This window comes from Xanthomonas nasturtii (assembly GCF_023337365.3).
GTDB lineage: Bacteria > Pseudomonadota > Gammaproteobacteria > Xanthomonadales > Xanthomonadaceae > Xanthomonas > Xanthomonas nasturtii.
The window spans coordinates 627459-646518 of sequence record NZ_CP142084.2 but is presented as its reverse complement, the minus strand read 5'-3'; the positions used below and the strand labels follow the sequence as shown (position 1 = coordinate 646518).

The window sequence follows — 19060 nt, the reverse complement described above, 5'->3', positions numbered from 1 at the left end:
CTGCACCCCCATGGCACTGCACACCAGCACCCAAATCCGTCGCGACCCGCGCCTGCGCTCCGCACAGGTGGTGCGTTGCGAAGCGATCACTCCACAGATGCGCCGCATTGTCTTTGGCGGCAACGAGTTGGCCGGCTTTCAAAGCGATGCGCCCGACGATCACGTCAAACTGTTCTTTCCCAATGCCGATGGCGACTTCGTGCTGCCGACCATGACACCGGAAGGCCCGCGTTATGCCGAAGGTGCGCTGCCCTCGCCGGGCCGCGATTACACCCCGCGCCTGTTCGACCCGCAAACGGGTGAGCTGAGCATCGACTTTGTGTTGCACGGCGACGGCGTGGCGTCCAGCTGGGCCGCGAACGCCCAAGCCGGCGACCCACTGAAGATCGGCGGACCGCGCGGCTCGTTCCTGGTGGCCGACGATTTCGATCATTACGTGCTGATCGGCGATGAAACCGCACTGCCGGCGATCAGCCGCTGGCTCGAAGCGATGCCCGCCGACCTGCATGCCGAAGTCTTTATCGAAATTGCCGATGCCGCCGAACGCCAGGAGCTCTTGAGCGCCGCCGACGTGGACGTGTACTGGCTGGAACGCAACGGCTTCGATGCAGCCAGCAGCACCTTGCTGGAAGACAGCCTGCGCGATTACGAGCCGCATGACGGCGACACGTTTTACTGGATCGGCACCGAGTCCATGCGCGCGCGTGCGATGCGCAAGTTCCTCGAAGAACACATGGGCGTGGACAAGGAATGGGTACGCGCCAAAGGCTATTGGAAGGCAAACCCGGGCGCCGAATAAGGCATATCGTTGCCGGTCGTGCGTGCGCACAGGTAGGCGCGTATCCGTGTGCGGCGGAGGCCTGCTCGACCGAAAACCTGCCGCCGGGAACGCGGTCGGCAGTGCATCGCGGCCAGGTCCGCTGCTACCCATCCGTGCTTTCTTACGTGAGAAGACCACACGCCTGTAAGCGGACCTGGGCGCGATGCGCCTTGCGCGAGCAGCAGACTTACCGCTGATCATCTTTCGACAACGCATCAAGGCTTAGCCCCTACATGCGCATGACTGTCTACATGCGCATGACGGTGCGCCGAGGCCGCACCCCGCCACATAACGCAAAAGCCCGCCAATCGGCGGGCCTGCTTGTGCTTTTCACACATCGCCGCATCACGCGGCGATGCGATCAACTGCGCAGCGAATTATTTCGCAGCAGCAGGCGCGTCGCCGGCCTTGGCCTGCAGGGCTTCGGTGGTGATGCGGATCTTCACTTCGTCGCTGACATTCGGGGCGTACTGGCCCACGCCGAAGTCGCTGCGCTTGATGGTGGTGGTGGCGTCGAAACCGGCCGCCGGCACCTTCTTCATCGGGTGCTCGCCGGCACCGTTGAGGGTGACGTCCAGCACGACCGGCTTGGTCTGATCCTTGATGGTCAGATCGCCGGTGACGGTCAGCTTGTTGGTGCCGGCCGCTTCGACCTTGGTGCTCTTGAAGGTGGCGGTCGGGAACTTGCCCGCGTCGAAGAAGTCGCCGCTCTTGAGGTGTTCGTCGAACTTGGCGGTGAAGCTGTTCAAGCCGGACAACGGCAGGGTGACCTGCACGGTGGACTTGGTCACGTCGGCCGCGTCGTACACCAGCGTGCCGTCGACATTGCCGAAGTGCGCGGTCGGGTTGGAGAAGCCGAAGTGGCTCCACTGTGCCAGCACGTCGGTGTGGCTCGGGTCGAGCGTGTAGGTGCCCGACGCCACTTCCACGGCCGGGGCGGTCGAAGCAGCAGCAGCCGGTGCCGGCGCAGCAGCGGCGTCGGCCGGTGCGGTGGCAGCGGCCGGGGTTTCGGCGGCCGGAGCGGCGGCGTTGTCGGCCGGCTTGGAGCAGGCGGCGATGGCAACGGTGAGGGCGAGCGGCAGCAGTAGCTTGTGGGCGATTTTCATTGAAACTCCATGTGATGAGAGACGCGTTGGATCAACGCGGATGGGACCAAACGCAGACGGACGAGGACTGCAGGAAAGCACAACCGAACGCCGAAGCAGGCACTGCCCAGCGCGTGATCTTGATTGGTACGGCCGTGCACAGGAACCGGAGTGTACGTGGGGACACGGCACCTGCGTGCCGGTTGCGCCCGCTTGGCGGTGAGCGCAACCAGCGGGCAGCCGCGGTTAATCGATGCGTGCGGCTTCGTCGAAGCTCAGGCGTGGCGAACGCGGGAACAGCCCGGCCGGGTCGCCGTAGCCGAGATTGACCAGGAAGTTGGACTTGATCGGGGTACCGGCAAAGAACGCCGCATCCACCTTGGCGTTGTCGAAGCCGGACATCGGGCCGGCATCCAGTCCCAGCGCGCGCGCGGCAAGGATCAGGTAGGCGCCCTGCAGCGAGCCATTGCGGAACGCCGATTCGGTGCGGCCCTCGCGCGGGCCGTCGAACCAGCTCTTGGCATCGGCATGCGGGAACAGGTACGGCAGCTTTTCGTGGAAGTCTTCGTCATGCGCCACGATCACCGTCACCGGTGCGGCCAGCGTCTTGGCGGCATTGCCCTCCGACAGCGCCGGCTTGAGCTTGGCCTTGCCTTCGGCGCTGGTCACGAACACAAAGCGCGCCGGACAGCTATTGGCCGCAGTGGGGCCCCACTTCACCAGCTCATACAGCTCACGCAGCACCTCGTGGCTGACCGGCGTGTCGGCAAACGCATTTTGCGTGCGGGCGGTGCGGAACAGCTGATCCAGTGCGGTGGCGTTGAGCGAGTCGGACATGAGCACTCCAGGGGAAGGGGTGGTGCGACGGTAGGCTGCGGCGTCGGCGCCAGTGTGAAGACCCGCAGTGTAGAGTGGCGCGATTGCCGCCACACGCGTTCAATCTGAAACAAATCTATGTCGGATCTGAAACGATGGCGCTGACCTGGGCACTGAGCGACGGCCGTGCCGGCAATGCGCGCCAGGCCGAGGCGCTGGCGCGTGCAGTGCAACCCGATGCCTACCAGCCCCTGCACCTGCAGCCCACTGCGCCGTGGCGTTGGGCGGCGCCGCGGCGGCTACCCGGCGCACGGCAGGCCTTTGGCGCAGCATTTGCCCGGCAACTGCGGCAGCCCCCGGCGCTGGCCATCGGCTGCGGCAGGCAGGCGGCGCTGGCCACCCGATTGCTGCGTGCCCACGGAAGCCGCAGCGTGCAGATTCTGGATCCGCGGTTGGACCCGCGGCACTGGGACCTGCTGATCGTGCCCGAACACGATGCACTGCGCGGCAGTAACGTGCTGACACTGCTCGGCAGCCTGCACCCGGTGGACGATGCGTGGCTGGCGGCCGGGCGGGTGGCCTTCCCCGCAATCGGCCGCTTGCCGGGCCCGCGGCTGGCCCTGCTGGTGGGTGGGCCCACCGACCAGGTGCCCTGGACGCCACAGGCGCTGGCAGCGCTGTGCACGCGCTTGAGCGCCCAACTGCGCGCGCTGGGCGGCAGCCTGCTGGTGACCACCTCGCGCCGCACACCGGGCGATGCAATCGCAACGCTGCGCGCGGCCTGCGCCGGCCTGCCGCATCTGCTGTGGTGCGACGAACGCGATGGGCCCAACCCGTATGCCGGTCTGCTCGGCTGGGCCGATGCCATCGTGGCCACCGCCGATTCGGTCAACCTGCTCTCCGAAGCCTGCGCCACCCGTGTGGCGGTGGCCGCCGCGTTTGCCGAGCAGGCGAGCGGGCGCGTGGGCAGCTACCTGCACGCGTTAGGACAACGCCAGCGCCTGCACCCGGTGGATGAAGTTCTCGCCGGTGCTGTCGATATCGTTGCAGTGCGCGAAACCGAGCGCATCGCCATGCAGGTGCGCACGCGCCTGCTGCCGTGACCCCAGGGCCACTGAGACTAAGAACGCTTCGCATGACAGGGACAATTAACGCGCGATGGATGGGGCACACCCGGCGCCGGGCAATCGCGCTGCTGGTCCTTGCCGCATTACCGCTGGCTGCCACCGCAGCAGCACCGCCTTGCGTGCCGCGTTACCCCTCACCGCAAGCCACCGCCGCGATGTTCGACCTGGCCAGCTCCACCGCGCAGGCACTGGATGCACTGCCTGGGGCACGGGTGGCGGTGTTGGCGCGCGGTGGCCAGGATTTGAGTCGCTATGGCCTGAAACACAGCCACCTGGCGTTCGCCATGCGCGACGACGATGGCATCTGGCGCGTGCGCCACCTGCTCAATCGCTGCAAGCGCGACGCCTCGCAACTCTATGTCGAAGGCCTGAGCAATTTCGTCGGCGAAAGCGCGGTCAGCCACGCTCTGCGTATCGGCGTCCTGAAGCCCGCGCTCCAACAGCGCCTGCAGGCATTGTTGAGTGACGCCGGCGAGCTCGCGCATCGCCTGCATGAAACGCGCTACAGCATGGTCGCCTATCCCTTCTCCACCGACTACCAGAATTCCAACCAGTGGGTACTGGAAGTGCTGGCCGCGGCGCTGGCAGCCGATGCGCAACCACCGACGGTCATCGGCGATCGCCGCGCAGCGCAGGCCTGGCTGCAAGCGGCGCGGTATCACCCCAGCATCCTGCATCTGGATGTGAAGCAGCGCGTGGGCGCACGTTTTGTCGCCGCCAATGCCACCACCACCGATCATCCTGTCGGCGAGCGCGTTTCAGGCAACTATTCGGTGGTCACCGTCGAATCGGTGCTCGATTTCCTGCATCAACGCGACGCCCTTGCACAGGAGCTGTCGATCCCGCCCGCCACTGCCACGACTGGAGCCACGCCATGACACGCCTGCTGTCTTCCCGGGTTGCCGCTGCCCTGTTGCTTGCCGCCCTGTCACCAACCTGCGTGCAGGCCGGGGAGATGACCACCCCGGGCGAGAAGTCCCAGTTCTATTCCGCCCTGGCGATGTCTGTCCCGGTGGTCGTCGGCAGCGCTATCGTCGCTTCTCCGTTCGTTGCCTCCTCCACGGCAGTAGACGCGATGCGCAATGGCAGCGGTCAACCGCGCACAGGCACGCTGCCACCGATGCGGGTCGATGCGGTGCAGACCTTGCCCGCGGGCGAACGCGAGGTCAGGCTGCAGGATCCGCAACAGTCTGAGGCCACCGTGATGCTGCGCTGGCCCGCGCGCCAGGACGACCCGGCAGCCGGGTTTCGCGTCGGCGACATGGTGTCGTTCCAGCCCAGCCCGGCCGGCAGTGGCGGGACCGTGCATGCGCCGCAGGGCCAGGCCCTGGCGTTCCTGCCAACCAGCGACGCGGCGGTGTACAACAGCAGCCGCAGCTGGTGATTTCAACGCGCTGAGCAACAACGCTGCCTGCACGGCGATCACCTGCACGCGGGCGCGCTGCGGGGGCAAGCGTCGGCCCGCAGCGGCCACCGCCGTGGACCAAGGTGCTGTCTATTCGAGTCGCGATGCGTGCGTGTTGCCTTGCTGCGGGCGGCGGTGACCTTGCATCGCCCATCGGTCGCGCCCCCAACCCTCGAAGCGGAGCAAGAGCGCACAGCACTACCACGCACTGTGCGCTCTCCCGCTCCCTCACCGCACCGACAAGACCCGCCCGCCAGCGCAGCGACACTGCCCGTTACGGATTGCTTGGAGAACGCGGAATGCCTGCCGGCGCCGCGTCCAGCGCGCCGATCATCAGCCGCACGATCGGGGTTCCCAAGCCAGTGGTGTAGTTGTACTTGCCGGCCATCGGCACGTTGTTGCTGACGACCCCGTTATTGCCGGGGATGCCGCGGTGGTAGGCCTGCGGGCCGTTGGCGGCCAGGCGATACAGGTAATCGTTGAGATTGCCCTGCCGGCCCTGCTTTTGCACCAGCAACGCGGCCACGCTGGCGAACTCCGGCGCCGCCACGCTGGTGCCGATCAAATTGGTGATGGCACCGGCCACGTAGATGGACACCGAGCTGGTGCCCTGCTGACAGGGATGCACGGCGATTCCCGGGCAACCACCGACCAGCATGCCGACATCGGGCAATGCGCGCATCGAGGTGCGTGTGCCGCCCAGCGCGCGCAGCTGATACGCCGGACGCTGGAACAGCGTGCTGACGCCGCCACCGGCACCCCAGTAGCCGCCGCTGAGCAGCGCGCCCACGCCATACGGGTCCTCGGCCTGCAACGGGTCGGCAAACGCGCTTTCGCTGAGGTAGCTCGCATCCAGGCTGCCCTTCTTGTAGGCAGTGAGCAGGTTGCCACCACCGACCGCGGTCACATACGCATCGGCGGCAGGCCAATGCACGCTGGGGACGTACCGGCCGTTCTTGCCCTCCACCAGGTATTGCGTGTCCGGGCAATCCAGGCCGGCATTGTCGCCGCTGGAGGCCACGAAGCTGATGCCCTGCGCGTTGCCTTGCTTGAAGACCGAATCGAACACGCCAAGGATGGAGGTGGCGTCCTTGCCGTTATAGGCCGCGGTGAAAACCTGTTCGCAGAGCCCGAACGAGGAGCTGACCACGTCGGCCTCATTGTCCTGCACGATCTGTCGGTAGCCGGCCAGGATGGAATCGATGGAGAGATCGGGGATCACGTACAGCAGCACGTGCGCGCCCGGCGCGCCGCCAAGCGCCATGTCCACATCGAGCGTTGCCTCGCGCGCCGCAGCGCGATTGCCATCCTGCACTCCTGGTTTGGCACCGGCCACATAGCGGCGCGCGTACAGCGTGGGATTGGCATGGTTGCCGGCATACCGGCTGAAGCGCTCGTGGTCGAACATCGCGGCGATGTCCGTGTCCAGCACGTCGCTGCCGATCAACACGGCGATCGTGCTGCCGCTACCGTCGAGCCGCTGCTGCTTCCCCGGCGCACCAATCATCGTCTGGTAGGACGGATAGCCGTAGGCCTGCTTGAGATCGTTGTACCAATAGCTGGTGGTGCCATCACCAGAGCGGTTGCCGGGGTCGGCAACCAACATGCGCGAATCCATGTGCGCCGCCGGCAGCCCGCGGCTCAGGCCGGTGACGGTGACACCGTTGGCACGCAGCGCGGCCGGCAGTTGCAGCGGAGCGGCGGCCGCCAGGCGCACCTGCTGGCCGGCCTTCAGATCGGCGACCAACGGCGCGGCAAACAGCCGCTCCACGCTGTCTGCATTCGCGCTGACATGCAGGGTTGGCCCCTGCTGCGCCACGGTCATGTGTGCGGCCTGCAGGGCGGCGCGCACCTGCGCGAGCTGTGCAGGCGCTGGACCAAAACGCCGCTGGAATTCGGCCGCCGACAGCCACTTGTGGTACTGCGGCGACAGCGGGTCCTGGATGTCGGCCAGCAGCGCATCCAGGGCCGCCTGGTCGCGTGATGGCAGATGCACGTCGAAGGACATGGGCGCTGCGCGCAAGCTGGCCGTCATGGCGTCATGCCTGGCATCGGGGACGGTTGTGGCAGCGCTGGCGCTGCCGAAGGCGAACAGCGAAGCGGACAACACGGCAGCCAGCAGCGGCCGACAGCGGATGCGAGTAAGCATGGATCTCTCCGGGGGAAAAACAGTGAGCGAGGCGCAACGGCATCGCAGGGGCGTGCACAAGCGCTCGCGGACCAACGGCGCGCGCATGTCGACACGGAAGCAGGAGGCAGGTGCCGGCTGCGCTCGATAGCCGCGGCGGCCGCACTACGCACGCCTGGCCGCTGCCGCAGACGACAGCAAGGCCAAAAGCTGCCAGTGCATCATCGCGACACTGCGCATTCGGCGGCTATCTCCATCGGCATCGGCAGGTCGCGTGGCGTGCAAGGGCCGCCATCAATCAGACGACGGGGTCAGGAGCCGGAACGATACGTGCGATGTCTACAGCTGAATTTCCAGCGGGCGAGATTGTGTCGCCACCAGCGAGGTGCGCGTGTCTGCGGCTGCAGGTGCCGCGGCATGCCAGCTCACCGCGCGTGGATGTCTCAAGCTGCACGCCGTTGCCGCGAGCACCTGCAAGCCCCCATTGCGCGCACATGCGCCCGCTCACACCACCCATGCATACGTCGAGGCCTGCCGCGCGCTTTGCGATCACCACGTGCTGCCGATGCGGGTGGGCGGGCGTCATGCGCACACGTACCCGATGACGCGCCGATGGCGTGGTGCAGGCGTGCCCCCTGTGCACATCGCGTGCCGACAATGCCGCCGAGCGTATGCGCCACCACGAACGCAGGCGCACGCACTTTTCGATTGCGGCCGCGATGTGCGCACGCGTCAGCTCGTTCGCCGCTCGCGATACAGGCACGGCCCGCCGGCAGGCGCTTGCGCAATACGGGATGCGGATCGTCGCGTGCCGACGCCATGGCCGGCGAGCGCATCGCTGCGCTGGTCCATCCCTGCCGTCGAAGCGATAATTGCGCGCCCCATCAACACCGTGCCGCCATGCGTCTTGCCTCGCCACCTGTCTTCGCCCCGCTTACCGCCCGTGCATTGACCTGGGCGGTGTTGGCGATGGGTGCGGTGGTGCTGTTGTCCAACATCCTGGTGCAATACCCGATCAACGACTGGCTGACCTGGGGCGCATTTTCGTACCCGCTGGCGTTTTTGGTCAGCAACCTGATCAACCGCCGCTTCGGGCCACGCGCCGCACGCCGTGTCGCCTGGTGCGGGTTTGCGCTGGCGGTGCTGTTGTCGTTCTGGCTGGCGACGCCACGCATCGCGGTGGCCTCGTGCAGCGCGTTCATCGCGGCGCAGTTGCTGGATATCCGCGTATTCGATCGCCTGCGCAACGGCAGCTGGTGGCGCGCGCCGATCGTGGCGACCACCTGTAGCGCCACGCTGGATACGGCAATCTTCTGGAGCATTGCGTTTGCCGGCGCGGCGCTGCCGTGGGTGAGCTGGGCCGCCGGCGATCTGGCCGTGAAACTCGGCATGGGTGTGTTTCTGCTCGGCCCCTTCCGCGCCCTGCTGTGGCGAAGTGCCCCGCGGGCGAACCGCTGACCTCGCGATAGCGAGCACATGATCGGTCCGCTTGCTGCGCAAAGGCCTCGCAGTGCAGCGCAACTTGGCGACGCTGCACACGCGTCGCTACAACGCCACCGCATCCTTACCGATGGGAAAGTCCAGGCCTTGCGCACGTGCGGTGTCGAAGACCACCCTGCGCGCCTGTTGAATTGCCGGCGTGGGCGCGATCAACCGTGGACGCCGATCCAGCGTGCAGGCCAGCCCTGCATCCACCAGCGTGGCGTGCGCGTCATGCAGCGGCGGCGCGGCAGAGGCGGGCAACCACTGCGCCAGCACCAGTGCATCGATCAATGCTGGCGTATCGCAGCACGCCAGCAAGTGCGGATGGTCCGCTGCCAGCCCCAGCACGCCGGCCTGCAGCACGAATTCCAGATCCACCAGGCCACCGGCGCCTTGCTTGAGATCCAGCCGGCCGGCATCGCTGCGATCCAGCTCGGCGCGCATGCGTGCGCGCATCTTGCGCACGTCTTCAAGCAGCTGCGCGGTGTCGCGCGCCCGCATCAACGTGTCGCGGCGCACCTGTGCGAAGGCATCGCACAGGGCAGCGTCGCCAGCAACTGCACGCGCACGCACCAGCGCCTGATGTTCCCAGGTCCAGGCGCGTTCGCGCTGGTAGTCGCGGTAGCTGGCAAGCGAGGACACCAGCGCGCCCTTGCCGCCGTCCGGGCGCAGCCGCACGTCGATGTCGTACAGGCGGCCGGCGCCGGTTTCGGCCGCCAGCAATGCCATCACTTTCTGCGCAAGCCGCGCAAACCAGCGCCCGGCGTCCAGTGGTCGCTTGCCGTCGGAGGCATCCACATCGCGCGGGTGATCGTAGAGAAACACCAGATCCAGATCCGAGCCGAACCCCAGTTCCAGCCCGCCCAGGCTGCCGTAACCGATGATGGCAAAGCTGCCGCCGGGCACCTGCCCGTGCGCTGCCACCATGTCGCTGCACGCCAGGTGCAACACGGTCTGCACCACCGCTTCGGCAAGCCAGGCCAGTTGCCGGGTGCTCTGCACCGCCTGCTGGCGTCCGTCCAGCGTGGCCAGTGCAATGCGGAAGCTCAACGCAAGCCTGCGCTCGTTGAGCTCACGCAGCGCCGCTTCGGTGTCGTCGATGTGCAGGGTGTCGGCGCAGGCCGCATGCAGTGCCGCGCGATCCGGCAGCGGGCCGCTGATGCGGGTGTCGAGCAATTCGTCCAGCAGCAACGGATAGGCCGCCAGCCGCTCGGCCAGCAGCGCACTGCGCGAAAGCACATCGACCAGGCGTGCGAGCGCGCTGGGTTGTTCGTCGAGCAAGGCCAGATAGCTGGTGCGGCGCAAGGTGGCCTGCAGCAGACCGAGCATGCGGCGCACGGCCGCATCCGGTTGGCTGGCGCGGGCGGCCGCGTGCAGCAGTGCCGGCATCACCCGATCCAGCCGTGCACGCGCGCCATCGGAGAGCGCGCGCACGCCGGAGGAGTGCGCAAAATCGGCCAGCACCTGATGCGCGCCCTCGGGATCGTGCAAGCCAATCCCCGACAACGGCGCTGCATCGGCCTGCGGCAGCGCGCGCCAGTACTCGGCAAGCGTGTCCGGTGCAGTGGCACGCACGCGCGGGGCCAGCAGCTCGGCGAACTCGGTCGCAACGCGCGTGCGCTGTGGCGTCAGCGCCTCCAGCAGTGCCGGCCAATCCGCGTACCCCAGCCCTAACGCAATACGCTCGCGATCCAGCGCGGTCTGCGGCAAGGCGTGGGTCTGCGCATCGCGCAACATCTGCAGGCGGTTTTCCAGGCGGCGTAGAAAACGATAGGCCGTGGTCAGCGCCTGGCCGTTCTCCTGATCGATCTGGCCTGCGGCGACCAGCGCCTGCAGGGCAGGCAGCAGCCGGCGTTCGCGCAGAGCCGGCTCGCGCCCACCGCGAATCAGTTGCAGCGATTGCGCCAGAAACTCGATTTCGCGAATGCCCCCAGGCCCGCGCTTGATGTCGTCCAGGCGGTCGCGTCGCGCCACTTCGGCAGTGATGGCCGCCTTCATCTCGCGCAAGCCATCCAGCGCGGTGAAGTCCAGATAACGCCGGTAGACGAACGGCCGCAATGTGTCCAGCCAGGCTTCGCCGGCGTCGATATCGCCGGCCACCGCGCGCGCCTTGAGCCAGGCGTAGCGTTCCCAATCGCGGCCTTCGCGCTGGAAATACTGGTCCATGCCGGTGAACGACAACGCCACACGGCCGGCAGTACCGAACGGACGCAGGCGCAGATCCACACGATGGCTAAACCCATCGGCGGTGGTTTCGTCCAGCAACTTGGCCAGTTGCTGACCCAACCGCGCGAAGTATTCTTCTGCGGCCAACGGGCGCGCCCCATCGGATTGGCCGCCCTGCGGATAGGCGTACACCAGGTCCACGTCCGAGGAAAAATTCAGCTCGCCACCGCCCAGCTTGCCCAGCCCGAACACCACCAGAGGTTGCACGCTGCCGTCCTCTGCAACGACCTTGCCATGGCGGGTGTCGAATTGCTGCTGCAACGCCTGCAGGCCACAGTGCAGGCAGGTTTCGGCCAGCCGGGTCGCGCCGGCCAGGGTGGCATCCACGCTGTCCAGCGCGAGCACATCGCGCCACACCAGGCGCGTGGATTCGGCGCTGCGGTAGCGCCGCAATTGCGCAGGCCACAGCTGCGGCTGCGCTGGATCCAGCTGCGGCACTGGCAGCGCTGGTGGATCGGGCTGCGCCAGGTGCTGCAGCAATGCCGGTTGCCGCGCCAGGGTATCGAGCGCGAAGTCGCTGGCGAGCGCGACCTGCGCAAGCTGCCGATCGAAATCGCCCCCCGGCCACGCCTGCTCGGCAGGCAGCGATTGACGGACGCGCGCCACCGCCCGCTCGATCAGGGCGGTGAGCGCAGGAGACACCGGGGCAGTAGGCAGCGACATGGCGGGATTCTGGCATTCCTGCGCGCAAGCGGCACGCGACTGTCGCCGCAGCGCAACGCAGGTGGGCAACAGTGCGATGACTGTGGCTGTCACGATGACTGCAATTGCCGTGTGCGATGTTGCCGTATGCGATGAGGCATCCAGCCAATCGACGTCGTGCGATAGGCGCAGCGCGCAGCGCTTGCTTCGATGCCTCCACACAGTGGCACGGCAAGCACCGGCAGCGGTGCAGAGGCGGGCGCGCAGTCCTGTCGATGGCATACACCCGGCACACACCGCGCTCGGTTGGATACCGTGTGCCACTGCAGGCACAGCAGGCAGCACCTGCGGGCGCGCACAACTGCACCGCTCGCCGCGGCATGTGCAGCCTTTCGGCGCTTTGAACATCTCGCTTACGCAGCCCTGACGAAGCGCATGCTGCACTGCGGCTTTCGCACGAGGCACCGCCATGTCGCCCACCACACTCCCCGCACAGTCGCTGCCCTCGCAGGTCCCGCTCGACACCGACGGCAACGACCCTGCACTGCCGCCCAGCCTGCCCTTCCTGCATCTGTGGACCGGCCCGGATGGCGACAGCCGCCTCAATCCCTCGCAATTGCCCGGCTTCGGCAGCAAGAGCGTGGGCGGCGGTGCGGCGCCGCAGTGGTTGCGGCCGTTCCCGGGCGAGGTGCTCGGCATCCAGTTTGCGGTGCTGCCGGTGGGCTGGGTGGGCGACTGGCACGAGAGCCCGCACCCGCAATGGGTGATCCCGCTGCGCGGCCGCTGGTTTATCGAAACCGGCGACGGCACACGGGTGGAAATGGGGCCTGGCGACATCCACTTCGGCCAGGATCAGGGCACCACCGATGCGCGCGGCCACCGCTCCGGTCAGTTGGGCGACGAACCGTGCCTGCAGATGCTGGTGCAATTTGCACGATCGCCGGGGGCTGCCACTGCGCATCCGTTCGGCCACCCGGCACCGCGTTGATGGATAGCTACTGCCGCGTTCGCGCACCCGGCGCTGCCCAGCCAGCCGTTTGCCCGCCCCCCATCACACAGCACGCGGCCCTGGCTGCGCGGCTGGGTGACTCGCGCCTGCAGACTCTCTATGACCAGGCCACCTGGAGCGAGGGCCCGGCCTGGTGGGAGGCGCAGCGCACCCTGGTGTGGAGCGATGTGGTCGGCCGCCGCGTGCTTGGCTGGCGCGAGGACGGCGCGGTGGACGTGTTGCTGGACGCCACCGCCTTCACCAACGGCAACGCGGTGGACGCGCAGCAACGGCTGGTGCATTGCGAACACGGGCGCCGCGCCATCACCCGCAGCGATGGCGATGGCCGTGCGCATCTGCTGGTGGGGCGCTTCGAGGGCAAACGGCTCAATTCGCCGAACGATCTGATCGTGGCGCGCGATGGCGCGATCTGGTTCACCGACCCGCCCTTCGGCCTGCTCAAGCCCAGCCAGGGCTGCCCGGGCCCGCAGGAACTGGACCATCACAGCGTCTACCGGCTACCGCCCGACGGCGGCGCCCTGCAGCGCATGGTCAGCCTGGATCACCCCAACGGGCTGGCGTTCTCGCCCGATCAGCGCGTGCTGTACGTGTCGCAGACGCCCGAAGGCGGCCCGGGTGGGCCGGAGATCACCGCTTTCGACTGGCACGATGGCGCACTGCACAACCGGCGACGGTTCGCGGTGGTGCCGGACGGCCTGGCAGACGGCTTCTGTGTGGACCACCAGGGTTGGCTGTGGAGCAGTTCCGGTGCCGGGGTGTGCATCTTCGACCGCGACGGGCAATGGCTCGGCCTGGTGCCGACCCCGGCAACGGCCTCCAATTGCACGTTCGATCTGCAGCAGCGGCGGCTGTTCGTTACCGGCGGCAGCGCGCTGTGGTTGCTGGAGCTGGGGCAATAAGCCACGCGGGTCTGGCGATTGCGGTGCGCGCGGGCGGCCGCCCATCGTTGCTTGGCCGGGGCTTGCCGAGTTCGCTATTTCGCGGCTCAGCGCTTGACCCGGCAACGTTCAGGCAATAAAAAAGCCCGCTTGCAGCGAACTGCCAGCGGGCTTTGCTCCCTCCCCCACGTCGGGATGCAGGATCATAGTGCGCGCCCCGAATGCGACTTGCACGCTGCACTGCAAAACAATACCAGGCAGTACAGAACTGGCGCTCTCCTTCACCCCAGCGCATGCGCTGTGGCGATCAAGGCAACAGGTCCGGCTGCGCGCGATACCACTCCGGCGCACGCAGCAGATGCCATTCGGGCGTGTCGCCGCGCAGGCCCACGGCCGCGCTCAGTAAACCCCACCGTGCCAGCAGGCTGCCGCTGCGTTGATTGCCCTGCAGACGCAGACGCGCATCGACCTGAAAACGTGCGTTGTGCGCCTGCAACCGGTCGATAACGACGGTTTCGCCTCGCCAGTGCGCGCGTGCGGTCAACTGCGCCTGCCCGGCATCCACCAGCCGTAGCATCCAGCCCGGAATCGAACGGTCGCGCGTATACAACGCCATCAAAAATGCCAGGTCGCGCACCTGGATCCGCACACGCCCATCCACCCCAACCGGCTGGCGCCATTGCATGCGCGTGTTTTCCAGCACGATGCGCGCCCACCAGCCATCGCGGCGCTGTCCATCCGGGCCGGTGAAGCCGACATTGCGCAGCTGGATGCTGCTGGCATCCAGACTGAAATTTTCCGCGTGCAAATCGCCGCGTTGCAGGCGCAGATCCGCATCCACATCGCCGCGCAACGCCAGGCCGGCAAACTGCAGCCGCGCCGCACGCGCCCCGATGCGCAGACCGCCCTTGCCGATGCGCCCACCCGGCTCGATCTGCAGATCGCCGCTGAGCACGCCGTTACCGCCATCAAAGCGCAGTTGCTGCTGCGGGAGATAGCGGTTGTACGCACGCAGGTCCGGGACGCGGGCATTGGCAAACACCAGGTGCGCGCGCGTGGCATCGCGCAGACTGCTCAGGTTGCGCGCATCGGCACGTGTCTGCAGATCCAGGCGCAGATCGCGGCCTTGCACGAATGGGCGCGTTGGCGCATCGCGATGAGCAATCGAAAACTGCTGCATCTGCAAGGCGAGCGCAGGCAGCAACTGCCCGTTGGCATCGGCGTCCACACGCAGGTCCGCACTGGCCTGGCCGGTGATCGCATGCCCCATCACGCCCACTTGCGCCTGCACATGCGGCACCTGCAGGCGGCTGCCCGCACCGAGCTGGCCACGATCGATCCGCAGATCGGCATCGACCAGGCCATCGCCTTCGAGCGTGAGCCAATCCACATCCGGAAACAGCGCGGGAATCCAGCTGAGCGAAGACAGCTGCCAATGCAGCCGCGCGTGCCCGGAGGTGCGCGGCAACAGGCTGCGCAGTGCCTGCAGCGGCAATTGCCTGCCCTGCACGCGCAGGTCGGCGTCCAGTGTCAGCCCGGCATCGGCCGGCTCGGGCATGCTCACCTTCAAGCGCATATTCTGGTCGACCTGCAGCTGCGCCGTCAGCTCGCCCAGCAATGCGGCCGGTACGCGCGTGCTGTCGTGCAGCGGCGCACGCCATTGCAGCCGACTACCAGGCTGCAAGGCACCGCGTACCCAACGTAGTTCGCCATCTGCACGCCCCTTGCCGGCGCGCGTTGTGAGCGTGTGGCGACCCTGCGCATTGCGTGTGACATCCAGTGCCGCCGTATCGCCATGCATCGCTACCAGCGCATCGGTGAGCTGCAGCACCGCCAGCCCGCGCGCCTGCTCCGCCCCGTGCCGCGCGATGCTGGCTTCGATGCGCAGCTGCCCATTGCGCATCACTTCGCTTTTGCCCCAATGCACACGTGCTGCTTCAAACACCGCACGCGACGGGAAGATTTCCAGCGGCCCGCCGCGCAGTTGCTTGAACAGGCCGAGCTGCACCTGGCCATTGCCTTCGATCTGCAGCTGACGCAGCGTCAGTGCCTGCACGTTGTCGGCGACGATGCGATCGAATTGCAGCGTCCACGCAGGAGCGGTCGATGGGACGCCGGCAGGTGCGTCGGCAACCTCGGCGGCCGGAGCGGATTGCGGCGTACCGGTGGATGCACCTGTTATCTGCCTGGGCGTCTGCGTGCTGGCTGAGACCTCGGCCCTGGTGGTCGGGACAGGGAGCTTGTCTTGCGTTGGCGTTGGCGTAACCGCTGCGCCAGTCACCGGTGCAGCAGCCACCTGCGTGCTTGGCGTCGGCGCTTGGACCACCGCAGCATGTGCGTCCGGCACGGCAGCCTGCATCCCACCGCGCACGCCGAACGCATGCAACTCCGGCACCAGCAGCTGCCGATGCAGCAACGGCACCAGCCGCACCTGCCCGCTCATGCGCTGCGCGCTGACGTTCCAGCTGTTCCGCGTCGAGCGGCCTTGCAGCTGCACACTCCACAGCGCCAGGCGACCCGGCCACCAGGTGACGCCGGGGCCCCAGTGCATGCTGAAGGTGTCCGGCTTGCGATTGAGCGCGGCCGGCCCGAGTGGTGTGTTGAGCACCAGATTGCCGAGCAGCAAATAGCTTGCGTACAGCGCAAGCAGCGTCAGCACAGGCCAACGCACTGCGCGCGGCAAGCGCTGCCAGCGGGCGCGAACAGGCATCGTCATGACGGCAGGCTCCTGAAGACCGCGCACGCGGCGTGGCGCAGTGTGCCAAGCGGGCCGTGAGTGCGATGCGCAGCGGCTGGCTGCGCCTGGGCAGCATTGCGCTGTCCGGTGCGCCTTCGGGGTGCTGCACGCGCTGCAGCGCTTGCCCTGCAACGGCCGCCGGGCTGGCCGCAGTACGCATGGCCTGAAGCAGCTAGCGGCTTACCTGGCTTTCGACACCGCCGGCAGCAGTCCCGGCTGTGCGTCGTACCACTCGCGTGCGCCGGCCAGATGCCATTGCCGCTGCTTGCCATCCAGTTCGATGCCGGCACCGAGCACGCCCCAGCGCAGATATAGGTCGCCGCGGCGCTGGGCATCGTTCAACGCCAGCCGCGCACGTAACGACAGCCGCGCATTCTCTGCATGCAGGTCATCGACCAGCAGCTGTTGCTTGCGCCAACGCAGCCGCCCGGTGGCATCCAGTTCGCCGGAATCCAGCAAGCCCAGCACCCAGCGCGGGTAGTCTGCGCGCTGCGCGAACACCGATAACAACGGCGCAATATCGCGCATGCGAACGGCCGCATCGGCATCCACCTGGAACGGCGCGTCGGCCTGAATGGTGCCGGCACCGACCTGCAGCTCGCCCCACCAGTTGGCATCGCTACCGTCGTCGCCCAGACGCATGTTGCGCAGGCGTACCCGCGTACCGCTGAGGTCGAAGAACTTGTTCTTGAAATCGGCGCGTTGCAGCCTTGCCTGCAACTGCGCATCGCCACGCATCTGCACGCCAGCCAATGCCAGATGCGCGCCCTGCCCGCGCAGATTCGCATGCCCGTTGCCGACGTCGCCAGATGCATTGAGCGCCACATCGCCGGTCAGGCTGCCGCTGCCACCGAGCAGGCGCACGTTGTTGCCGGGCAGATAGCGGTTGTAGACAGTCAGGTCGGGCACACGCGCATCGCTGAAACGCAGCTGCGCCTTGAGCGTTTCACTCAAGCGGGCCAGTTCGGCATCGCCATGCATCGCCAGCTGCAGATCGCGGCCATCCAGCAGGATCTGTTTCGGCGCGTCGCGTGGCGCAGCCTTGAAGGTGGGAATGCTGACGTCCAGATGCGCCTGCGGCGTGGCGGCATCGTCGATGCGCCCGTGCGCCCTGGCGATACCTGCCAGGCGCGTATCGAACACCTGCGCCACGGCCTCGACGCGCGGGATATCCAAGGTGCTGCCACTGGTCAGGCGGCCCTGCGCAAGACGCAGATCCGCTTCGACCAGACCGCCGCCTTCCAGCTGAAACCACGGCTTGCGCACGAACAGCTCGGCGATCCAGTTCAACGATTCGAACTTCCAGCGCCCGCGTACCTGTCCCGACAGACGCGGCAGCACCTGTGCCGGCTGCTCGAACGGAATGCTGCGCCCGGCGATACGCAGATCGGCCTGCAGTTCGCTACCGGTCTTGTCGTCGTGCGGCAGGCGTGCCTGCACGCGGATGTCGTGCGCCACATCCAGCTGCAATGCCAGCATGCCGCGATCGGTGGCACCGACACCGGCCAGCAGCGGCAGCCGCCACACCGCACGGCTACCCGGCTGCAGCGTGCCACCGTCCAGGCGGATATCGGCCTCTACGCGCGCCGCCGACGGCCCGCTGCGGATGTCCACATGCGGCGCACCGGTATCGATCTTCAACGCCACCGTCGCGGCCTTCAACTGCAGCCGGGCGCGGGTGATACCGAGCTTGCGCAAGCCCGGCGCTTCATCACGGTAATGGCGCGGAAACTGGAATTGCGTGTCCAGCTGCGCGCCATTGAACACCTGCACCCCGTCGTAGCTGACCACCGCATCGGTAAAGCCCGCTTCGGAGGGAAACAACTCCGACGGACCGCCCTTGAGCTGCTTCAGAAAACCGACCTTGCCGTGACCCTGCCCGGCGATCAGCAGCTTGCCCAGGCGTGCGCTGCGGATGCTGGTGCTGGTGATCGCGTCAAAGCGCAGGGTCCAGCCCTGGTCGCCACGTGGCGGCGGCGGGATGGGCTTATCCGAGGTTTCCACCTCCGCGCTCAGGCCGGTGGCATGCAGCCACGGCAGACGCACCTCGCGCCGGAACAACGGCAGCAGCGCCACGCGTGCATGTGCGCGGTCGGCGTGGAAGACATACACGGTGCGATTGGCCTGCCCGCGCATGCGCACGTTCCAGGCCATCACCTGCCCGGGAAACAGCGTCAGCGCCGGGCCGGTCTGCATGGTGAACTTGTGCGGCTGCCGGTTGGTGGCAGCATCGAACAACGGCGTGTTGAGAAAGATGTTGCCGGCCAGCAGATACAGCGCGTACAGCGCCGCCAGGACGACCACTGCAAGACGCCATGGCCGTGGCCAGCGCTGGAAGCGATCGCGAAGTGAGGGCATGGGCGCAGGCAGGAAAGAGTCTGCCGCCACTATCGCGGTTGCGCTGACGGCGAGGTGTGAACGTGGTCAGGGCCCGTTGTGGGGATTGGGGATTGGGGGTTCGCAGTTCGCGGTGGAGCTTGGAGCGGCACTGCTGGATGACAATTGCAGCAAAGTCGCGTCGTGACAGTGCGTGCATCGACGGCTTCCTGGAAACGCCGGGATCCATCACCCCGCGCCTTTAACGCTTCTCGAACTTCATTGCCGCCGCCGACATGCAGCGACATCGCAACGTCACGTGCCGAGCGGATAACGTTTCTGCCCGCTCGCTTGGTGTCGCAGGAAGGCTCTCTCCCCCTCCTTCCGAT

General features: G+C 67.3%; 12 protein-coding genes and 2 pseudogenes. 7 read left to right on the top strand and 7 right to left on the bottom strand.

Going from position 1 to position 19060, the window contains the following annotated elements:
- Positions 1 to 10 precede the first annotated feature (10 nt).
- Positions 11 to 799 (top strand): siderophore-interacting protein, encoded by a 789-nt coding sequence (locus tag M3O59_RS02760; RefSeq protein ID WP_116905923.1) that lies wholly within the window; start codon positions 11 to 13, stop codon positions 797 to 799.
- 398 nt (positions 800 to 1197) lie between these two features.
- On the opposite strand, the gene M3O59_RS02755 is transcribed toward M3O59_RS02760, so the two are convergent.
- Together M3O59_RS02755 and M3O59_RS02750 are read right to left on the bottom strand one after the other, a co-directional pair.
- Positions 1198 to 1926 carry a YceI family protein gene (locus M3O59_RS02755; protein WP_116905924.1) on the bottom strand — a complete coding sequence of 243 codons (729 nt, stop codon included), beginning with the start codon at positions 1924 to 1926 and terminating at the stop codon, positions 1198 to 1200.
- Positions 1927 to 2151: 225 nt separating this feature from the next.
- The gene (locus tag M3O59_RS02750) at positions 2152 to 2742 is read right to left on the bottom strand and encodes a malonic semialdehyde reductase (RefSeq protein ID WP_064629938.1); all 591 of its coding nucleotides are present in this window, start codon (positions 2740 to 2742) and stop codon (positions 2152 to 2154) included.
- Positions 2743 to 2876: 134 nt separating this feature from the next.
- Here M3O59_RS02750 and M3O59_RS02745 point away from each other — a divergent pair, with 134 nt between their 5' ends.
- The 3 genes from M3O59_RS02745 to M3O59_RS02735 are packed head-to-tail and all read left to right on the top strand — an operon-like array spanning position 2877 to position 5232.
- The gene (locus M3O59_RS02745; protein ID WP_116905925.1) at positions 2877 to 3824 is read left to right on the top strand and encodes a mitochondrial fission ELM1 family protein; all 948 of its coding nucleotides are present in this window, start codon (positions 2877 to 2879) and stop codon (positions 3822 to 3824) included.
- Between the two features lie 32 nt (positions 3825 to 3856).
- Complete coding sequence (locus M3O59_RS02740; protein WP_116905926.1) at positions 3857 to 4726, top strand: DUF2145 domain-containing protein; 870 nt, start codon at positions 3857 to 3859, stop codon at positions 4724 to 4726.
- Positions 4723 to 5232 carry a hypothetical protein gene (locus M3O59_RS02735; RefSeq protein WP_064629932.1) on the top strand — a complete coding sequence of 170 codons (510 nt, stop codon included), beginning with the start codon at positions 4723 to 4725 and terminating at the stop codon, positions 5230 to 5232. The genes M3O59_RS02740 and M3O59_RS02735 overlap by 4 nt, the downstream gene beginning before the upstream one ends.
- Positions 5233 to 5527: 295 nt before the next feature.
- Here the strand turns inward: M3O59_RS02735 and M3O59_RS02730 are convergent, their stop codons facing one another.
- Entirely contained in the window at positions 5528 to 7402 is a 1875-nt protein-coding gene (locus tag M3O59_RS02730; RefSeq protein WP_116905927.1) for a S53 family peptidase, read from the bottom strand.
- Between the two features lie 879 nt (positions 7403 to 8281).
- Between M3O59_RS02730 and M3O59_RS02725 the strand changes: the two genes are divergently transcribed.
- The gene (locus M3O59_RS02725; RefSeq protein ID WP_116905928.1) at positions 8282 to 8839 is read left to right on the top strand and encodes a VUT family protein; all 558 of its coding nucleotides are present in this window, start codon (positions 8282 to 8284) and stop codon (positions 8837 to 8839) included.
- 87 nt (positions 8840 to 8926) lie between these two features.
- Here the strand turns inward: M3O59_RS02725 and glnE are convergent, their stop codons facing one another.
- Entirely contained in the window at positions 8927 to 11752 is a 2826-nt protein-coding gene (glnE, locus tag M3O59_RS02720) for a bifunctional [glutamate--ammonia ligase]-adenylyl-L-tyrosine phosphorylase/[glutamate--ammonia-ligase] adenylyltransferase (protein WP_116905929.1), read from the bottom strand.
- A gap of 448 nt (positions 11753 to 12200) precedes the next feature.
- On the opposite strand from glnE, the gene M3O59_RS02715 reads away from it, so the two are divergent.
- Positions 12201 to 12719, top strand: a complete 519-nt coding sequence (locus M3O59_RS02715; RefSeq protein WP_064629924.1) for a cupin domain-containing protein — start codon at positions 12201 to 12203, stop codon at positions 12717 to 12719.
- On the top strand, positions 12719 to 13639 hold the full coding sequence (locus M3O59_RS02710; RefSeq protein ID WP_116905930.1) for an SMP-30/gluconolactonase/LRE family protein: 921 nt from the start codon (positions 12719 to 12721) through the stop codon (positions 13637 to 13639). The genes M3O59_RS02715 and M3O59_RS02710 overlap by 1 nt, the downstream gene beginning before the upstream one ends.
- Before the next feature lie 286 nt (positions 13640 to 13925).
- Here the strand turns inward: M3O59_RS02710 and M3O59_RS02705 are convergent.
- From M3O59_RS02705 to M3O59_RS02695, 3 genes and pseudogenes are all read right to left on the bottom strand, one after another.
- A pseudogene (locus tag M3O59_RS02705) lies at positions 13926 to 15818 on the bottom strand (hypothetical protein); the annotation flags it as partial.
- A gap of 140 nt (positions 15819 to 15958) precedes the next feature.
- Positions 15959 to 16334: pseudogene (locus M3O59_RS02700) on the bottom strand (hypothetical protein); the annotation flags it as partial.
- A gap of 201 nt (positions 16335 to 16535) precedes the next feature.
- Complete coding sequence (locus M3O59_RS02695) at positions 16536 to 18713, bottom strand: translocation/assembly module TamB domain-containing protein (RefSeq protein WP_181920558.1); 2178 nt, start codon at positions 18711 to 18713, stop codon at positions 16536 to 16538.
- Between the last annotated feature and the right edge of the window lie 347 nt (positions 18714 to 19060).